Annotated in this window: 9 protein-coding genes; all 9 read right to left on the reverse strand. The window is 35.5% G+C overall.

Features of this window, described 5'->3' with window-relative positions:
* Positions 1 to 26 precede the first annotated feature (26 nt).
* Entirely contained in the window at positions 27 to 1,169 is a 1,143-nt protein-coding gene (tgt, locus tag IEV35_RS05750) for a tRNA guanosine(34) transglycosylase Tgt (RefSeq protein WP_188383744.1), read from the reverse strand.
* Positions 1,170 to 1,184: 15 nt separating this feature from the next.
* Positions 1,185 to 2,213 carry a tRNA preQ1(34) S-adenosylmethionine ribosyltransferase-isomerase QueA gene (gene queA / locus IEV35_RS05755; protein ID WP_188383745.1) on the reverse strand — a complete coding sequence of 343 codons (1,029 nt, stop codon included), beginning with the start codon at positions 2,211 to 2,213 and terminating at the stop codon, positions 1,185 to 1,187.
* Positions 2,214 to 2,235: 22 nt separating this feature from the next.
* On the reverse strand, positions 2,236 to 2,418 hold the full coding sequence (locus IEV35_RS05760; RefSeq protein WP_188383746.1) for a DUF2905 domain-containing protein: 183 nt from the start codon (positions 2,416 to 2,418) through the stop codon (positions 2,236 to 2,238).
* A gap of 11 nt (positions 2,419 to 2,429) precedes the next feature.
* A complete protein-coding gene (gene ruvB, locus IEV35_RS05765; RefSeq protein WP_188383747.1) occupies positions 2,430 to 3,434 on the reverse strand; it encodes a Holliday junction branch migration DNA helicase RuvB in 1,005 nt (334 codons plus the stop codon).
* A 15-nt stretch (positions 3,435 to 3,449) separates the two neighbouring features.
* Positions 3,450 to 4,061, reverse strand: a complete 612-nt coding sequence (gene ruvA / locus IEV35_RS05770) for a Holliday junction branch migration protein RuvA (RefSeq protein ID WP_188383748.1) — start codon at positions 4,059 to 4,061, stop codon at positions 3,450 to 3,452.
* Positions 4,062 to 4,163: 102 nt separating this feature from the next.
* The gene (locus IEV35_RS05775) at positions 4,164 to 4,715 is read right to left on the reverse strand and encodes a YhcN/YlaJ family sporulation lipoprotein (RefSeq protein ID WP_188383749.1); all 552 of its coding nucleotides are present in this window, start codon (positions 4,713 to 4,715) and stop codon (positions 4,164 to 4,166) included.
* A 90-nt stretch (positions 4,716 to 4,805) separates the two neighbouring features.
* A complete protein-coding gene (locus tag IEV35_RS05780; RefSeq protein WP_188383750.1) occupies positions 4,806 to 5,765 on the reverse strand; it encodes a phosphotransferase in 960 nt (319 codons plus the stop codon).
* Entirely contained in the window at positions 5,762 to 6,652 is an 891-nt protein-coding gene (gene safA, locus IEV35_RS05785) for a SafA/ExsA family spore coat assembly protein (protein ID WP_188383751.1), read from the reverse strand. The genes IEV35_RS05780 and safA overlap by 4 nt, the downstream gene beginning before the upstream one ends.
* 52 nt (positions 6,653 to 6,704) lie before the next feature.
* A partial coding sequence (locus IEV35_RS20085; protein ID WP_229740659.1) for a hypothetical protein occupies positions 6,705 to 6,884 on the reverse strand: 180 nt, incomplete at its 5' end.

Here is a 6,884-nt window from a genome sequence, read left to right on the forward strand (position 1 = left end):
TAAAAACCCATGTTTCTAAACGTTCCTTAAAAATTCTTTGCGTCCGGTTTGTTTAATCCGTATTGTTCAAAGAATTCCTCTTTAAAATCACCAAGTCGATCTTCGCGAATAGCTTGTCGTACTTGCTCCATTAATTTTAACAGAAAATGTAGGTTATGATAAGTAGTAAGTCTAAATCCAAAAGTTTCATTACATTTAATTAAATGTCTAATATAAGCACGGGAATAATTTTTACACACGTGACAATCACAATTTTCATCAATAGGTCCAAAGTCACGGGCAAATTTTGCATTTCGTACAACTAATCTTCCATTTGAAGTCATACATGTTCCATTGCGAGCAATTCTTGTCGGTAACACACAGTCAAACATATCAATACCACGAATAGCACCATCAATTAACGCATCAGGAGAACCTACTCCCATTAAATATCTTGGCTTATTGCTAGGCATTAAAGGTGTAGTGAATTCCAACACACGATTCATTACATCTTTTGGCTCTCCAACTGAAAGGCCACCCACTGCATAACCAGGTAAGTCGAGAGAAATGAGATCTTGCGCACTTAATTTACGCAAATCTTCGTATTCTCCACCTTGGATAATTCCAAATAATCCTTGTACATCAGGACGTTCATGGGCTTTTACACATCTTTCCGCCCATCTAGAAGTTCTTTCCACTGAAGCCTTCATATATTCATAAGTGGCTGGATATGGTGGACATTCGTCGAATGCCATCATAATATCAGAGCCTAATGCATTTTGGATCTGCATTGCTTTTTCAGGCGATAAGAACAATTTATCACCATTTAAATGATTACGGAAATGTACACCTTCCTCGGTAATTTCACGCATATCACTTAAACTAAACACTTGGAATCCACCTGAATCAGTAAGAATAGCTCCATCCCAGTTCATAAATTTATGGAGTCCCCCTGCTTCACGAATAATATCTTCACCAGGTCTTAGCCAAAGATGGTAAGTATTGGATAAAATAATCTTCGCACCCATTGACTCCAAATCTTCTGGACTCATCGTTTTTACTGTTGCTAGTGTTCCAACAGGCATAAAAGTTGGTGTATCAAACGACCCATGTGGAGTATGTACTCTTCCAAGTCTAGCTCCTGTTTGTTTATCTGTTTTAATTAATTCATAGCGTATTGGTGTTGTCATGTTATCGTTCCTCTTCTAAATTATTAACATTGCATCTCCAAAACTGAAGAAGCGATACTTTTCTTCTACTGCTTTATTATAAGCTTTAAGAATTAAATTACGGCTACTAAAAGCACTTACTAACATAATTAACGTAGATTTAGGTAGATGGAAATTTGTAATTAACCCGTCAATTGCCTTGAACTCGAAACATGGATAAATAAAAATATTCGTCCAGCCACTCGATTCAACAAATTTCCCGTTATTGTCTCTAGTAATTGTTTCTAACGTTCTTGTCGATGTTGTTCCTACGGATATAATTCTTCCACCATTTTCTCTAACATTCGATAATGTTGAAGCTGTTTCTTCTGACATCATATAAAATTCCGAATGCATTTCATGGTCATCAATGTTATCTACACTTACAGGTCGGAAAGTACCTAGTCCAACATGGAGTGTAATAAAAGCAATAGTTACTCCCATTTCTTTAATTTCTTCTAATAATTCGTTCGTAAAATGCAGTCCCGCAGTCGGTGCTGCTGCAGATCCTTTTTCCTTTGCGTAAACCGTTTGATATCGTTCACTCTCAGGAAGTTGTTCTTTAATATAAGGTGGTAATGGCATTTCACCTAATTCATCTAGAATCTCATAGAATATACCATCATAGTCAAATGATACGATTCGACCACCATGTTCTAATATGTCCGTGCAAGTCGCTGTTAATTTACCATTGCCAAATGAAAGCTTACTCCCAACCTTTATTCTTTTTGCTGGTTTGGCTAGAACTTCCCAACTGTCGCCATCCATTTGTTTAAGCAAGAGTAATTCTACTTTCCCTCCTGTATCTTCTTTTTCACCATATAGTCTTGCAGGAAGTACTCGAGTATCATTTAAAACTAAGCAATCACCTGGTTTCAAGTATTGCTTAATATCAGTAAAGTGTTTATGCTCGATCTCGTTAGTATCTTTATTTAATACCATTAACCTAGATGAACTTCGGTCTTTTAATGGTGTTTGTGCGATTAATTCTTCTGGTAAATGAAAATCAAAATCCTCTATATTCATGATGCTACTCCTTTATACGAAATTACCGAAACTTGCCAATGATGAAGAATATGAGCGATAAGATTATACTTACTATGATAGATGTCATAATTGGAAAATAAAACGTAAAATTCCCTTTTTTAAATGAAATATCACCCGGTAAACGACCAATAAACGTCCAAATGACACCAATTATTAAAAAGATAATTCCAATTATAATAAACATCTTTCCTAGATTCACTTTTCATCATTCACTTTCATACCAAAATGTTGATATGCCTTAGGGGTAACTACTCTTCCCCTAGGTGTACGTTGGATAAAACCAATCTGTAAAAGATAAGGCTCATACACATCCTCTATCGTTTGTGCTTCCTCACCAATTGTTGCTGCGATCGTATCTAATCCTACAGGCCCACCTTGGAATCCTTCGATTATACCTTTGATCAGTTTATGGTCAATATGATCTAATCCAGCATCATCTACTTGTAGCATCTGTAAGGCAACTTCAGTAGTTTCGAAACTAATCTCCTTTTCTCCTTTTACTTGGGAAATATCTCGAATACGGCGCAATAGACGATTAGCAATACGAGGCGTCCCTCTAGAACGACGAGCTACTTCACCAGCCGCTTCTTTTGAAATGTTCGTATCAAAAATATCAGCAGTTCTCTCTACAATCGCACATAAGTCCTTTGTTTCATAATACTCTAATCTAGATAGCACACCAAAACGATCTCTTAAAGGTGCTGACAATAATCCAGCTCTAGTTGTGGCCCCTACTAATGTAAATGGAGGTAAGTCAATTCTTACAGACCTTGCACTAGGTCCTTGTCCAATAACAATATCAATAAAAAAATCTTCCATTGCTGAATAGAGCACTTCTTCTACTGAACGTGGTAAACGATGGACTTCATCTATGAAAAGTACATCCCCAGCTTCCAATGATGTAAGGATTGCTGCTAAATCTCCAGCTCTATCAATCGCTGGCCCAGATGTGGAACGAAATTCAACACCCATTTCATTTGCGATAATTGCCGCTAATGTTGTTTTACCTAGCCCCGGTGGTCCATAAAGTAACACATGGTCTAACGGTTCATTACGCATTTTGGCGGCTTGAATAAAGATAGATAAGTTTTCTTTTACTTTATCCTGTCCAATATATTGGTTTAATGTTGTAGGGCGAAGACTAAGCTCCACAGAAGATTCCTCTTCTTGTAGTTGGCCAGTAACTATTCTTTCATCCATTATATTCTCCCCCTACTACCTTTTCATTAATAAACTTAATGCTTTTTTAATAATCTCATCCGTGTTTGTCGATGGTTTAATGACTTTTTGAAGTTTTGGCATAATAGACTTAATCTCTTTATCTACATAACCAAGTGCTTTTAGGGCTTCCATTGCTTCTTTTAAATCATCTGTATGGATAGATGGTGTCTCTGTATTCGTACTTGGTTCACTTGTTATTGTAATTTGTGTAGTTAATTTTCCTTTCAAGTCTAAAATAATCTGTCTTGCCGTTTTCTTACCGACTCCAGGAAAACTTGTTAGAAATTTATCATCTTCTCTTTCTACAGCGGAAACAAAGTCTGGTATATTTACACCAGCTAAGATACTTACTGCACTTTTCGGTCCAATTCCTGATACAGATATTAATTGTGTAAACAAATATTTCTGATCCTCATTTTTAAAACCATAAAGTATGTGTGCATCTTCTCGAACATGGAAATATGTATGTATGTGTAATTCTTTGTTTAAAGAGTCTTGAAAAACAAAAGGGTTTGGACAAATAACATTATACCCAATCCCATTTACATCCATAATTATTGATTCATCCTGTATTTGAACTAATTTTCCTCTTACATACGAAATCATTTTATCTTCTCCCCATAATAAATCCTTTTCCTATTCTACCACAATTTGCTGGAAGGTCATAACTTCGAAAACAAAAGAAAGAACCTTTGTAAGTACAAAGGCTCAATTATTATTGAAAAAGTTGTTTAGGTTTCTTTCAATTGTTATTTCTAGCTTATCTGGATTGCTATTTAGATTTCGCATTCTATCCCACCATGCTGCATCTGTATATACAACAATTTCTTTATCAGGTATCATTTCTTTAACTTCTTCTCGTATACTTTTCGGCAAATCAGGATAATATTTATTACCTGTCATTACGGCTACAATAACACGTTTATCAGTCTCAGCTACTTGTGCTTGGACTACTTCTTTTCGTTCAGACAATTTCTCGGCAATATAATAAGTTCGTTCATTAGTATAACGATCTTCATTTTTGGCGCCGAAATTCTTATCCCCTTCATTTACTCGTTCTTGTTCACTTTGAGGATAGCCACCTAATTCTCCAATTGATTGTTCATTTTGTCCTAATCGAGTCTTTTGTTCTTCTTTCGTTTCATAATTGATAGGCTGTATGTTGTCCAAGTTTTCTTCATTCGCACCTTGTTCTGAATCATTACCACAAGCAGCAATAAAGACTAAACTACTTACCATAAATAACATTTTCCAACGCATAAATATAACCTCCCTTAGAGCTATTTTGCTTAATGAGAGGTTATTTATTACCGGTTAAATTATCCTTAACATTTATTATTTGTAAAATCATTACTTTATTAATTTTATTGATTCCTTTAGAAACTCTTTTCGTTTTATCCATTCGTTTTCCATAATCTCCAAATACGAATGGACCGTTATGCGACGCTTCTTCGTTAGAAAATGTAACCATTCCCTTACCATATCACTTGGTATAAACACAGAGTATAAAAATCTTTCTATTTCTTCTTCTTTAACCATATTATACTGAAGTAATGTATTCACATCCCAATCAATATTTGGCAAAAATCGCTGACCTAATTGAATGACATCGTATAGTTGAGAAGTACAATGTAATAAATCAAAATCAATTAAATAGGTTTGTTCATTTTTTAGTAAGTAATTATGTGAAGCTACATCACCATGTACCCAACATCCTTTTCTTTCAGCTTCTAATTGTTCTTTTTTCCAATCATAGCTAGATACTACATGAATGTATTTTTTCATCAAAATATTCATGTCCTGAAATAACTTCATAAAGCCAAGTTTTTCAAAAATCTCTTCTGTTGATAAAAACTTCTCTTGCCTTGCATCCCATCTAGTAAAAAACAATTGCTTCCTTATAAAATGATTAACATAAATGCCACTCGCTTGATAATGAAACTTTTTTATAGTTGATACAGCTCGGTTGCGATCCACTGGGGATTTATAGTTCAATTTTCTACCAGAGATATACGGGGAAATCGTCCAACTATATTTTGTTCCTGCAGTTATCTCTTTTTTCCCATTCGGAAACTTAGTAAATGGAACAATATGATTGGATTGAATCCGATTAAAGAATTCCCATTGTTGCTGTACATTATTCATATTTGAATGACCTTTTAATACGTATGCGTCTCCACTAGTTGTTTCTATATAGTAAATATTACGTTTAATTGGATGAACTTTTTTTGTTTCTAAATTCCCCTCCCAGTATAAGAAAGAAGAGAGACGATTGATTCGGTGGTCGTCTCTCTCAAGAAATTTACTCAATCTGATGACTCTTCTTCATGGTTCATTCGTAATTCTCCAAAACCAGGAGGGGTAGGGAAATTGTTTGCATTAAATCCAGTCATAGTTGGATAAGTTACATTTGCTTCCGTTTGTTCACCTAAAAATGGCTGACCTTGAAATCCGATATTTGGTTGAGCAGCAAAAGGAGGCATAGCGCCCATTTCTATGTCACCATAGTTTGTTCCTCCACCACAGCCACAATCCTCACCAAAATCTGTTGCTGGCATTACTTGTGGATAACCCATTGGCGGCATCATGTGCATTGGATGCATTGGCATTGGATGACCTGCACAACATGGATGGATTGGGTAGCAAGGACAAGGAACAAAATGAACAGGTTGGTACATCGGTTGTTGAATTGGTTGATACATTGGCTGTTGCATTTCTTCTTGTGCTGGCATTTCCATAGTTTCCTCTTTAACTTCAGGTGCTTCTACACTATCTTTATCTGGGAGGTTAAATGTCAAATTCGTTGTAAAATCTTGATCTAGTGTTGGCATTATAAGAGGCATTGTCATTTGTGGAATCTGCGGCATTTGTGGCATAGGCATCTCTGGTTTAATTTCCATTATTGGTTTTTGATCGTCTTCTTTAATTACCGGCATCGGCTTTGGAGAAATATCCTTATATGGAACCTTAGCTTCTTTTTGGATTTGTTGAGTTGGTGCCTCTTTCACAGCCTCTTTTTTAACAGATTCTTTTTTAACAGCTTTTGCAGTAGTCGGAATGCGAATCTTCATTCCAGGCATAATCATATCTGGGCTAGAGAGATGAGCGTTTGCTGCCTTTAATGCTTCAAAATCAACCCCATATGATTTAGCTATTTCCCATAATGTATCTCCTTTTTGAACGATATGAATCTTCAATGTTAAATCGAACTCCTTTCAGTCCTAAGATTTCTGGGCTAATCACTCTATATCAAGATATGCAAATTTCATCCAAATGTTGAACTATATTACGAAAGAATATAAAAAGAGGCTGGGACAAAACCCCAGTAATAATTAAAAACGTAGCACTTCCATTTCGAATGGTAAGTGCTACGTTTATTTTTAATATTCTAACTCTTCCTAGTAAACAAAAAGGATACCATCTGATAAA

It is taken from the genome of Ornithinibacillus halotolerans, assembly GCF_014637405.1.
Lineage (GTDB): Bacteria > Bacillota > Bacilli > Bacillales > Amphibacillaceae > Ornithinibacillus > Ornithinibacillus halotolerans.

Bases quoted from the DNA above. Each gene is read 5' to 3' on its own strand.
- tgt (WP_188383744.1), bottom strand. From the start codon at position 1,169: ATGACAACACCAATACGCTATGAATTAATTAAAACAGATAAACAAACA.
- queA (WP_188383745.1), bottom strand. From the start codon at position 2,213: ATGAATATAGAGGATTTTGATTTTCATTTACCAGAAGAATTAATCGCA.
- IEV35_RS05760 (WP_188383746.1), bottom strand. From the start codon at position 2,418: ATGTTTATTATAATTGGAATTATCTTTTTAATAATTGGTGTCATTTGG.
- ruvB (WP_188383747.1), bottom strand. From the start codon at position 3,434: ATGGATGAAAGAATAGTTACTGGCCAACTACAAGAAGAGGAATCTTCT.
- ruvA (WP_188383748.1), bottom strand. From the start codon at position 4,061: ATGATTTCGTATGTAAGAGGAAAATTAGTTCAAATACAGGATGAATCA.
- IEV35_RS05775 (WP_188383749.1), bottom strand. From the start codon at position 4,715: ATGCGTTGGAAAATGTTATTTATGGTAAGTAGTTTAGTCTTTATTGCT.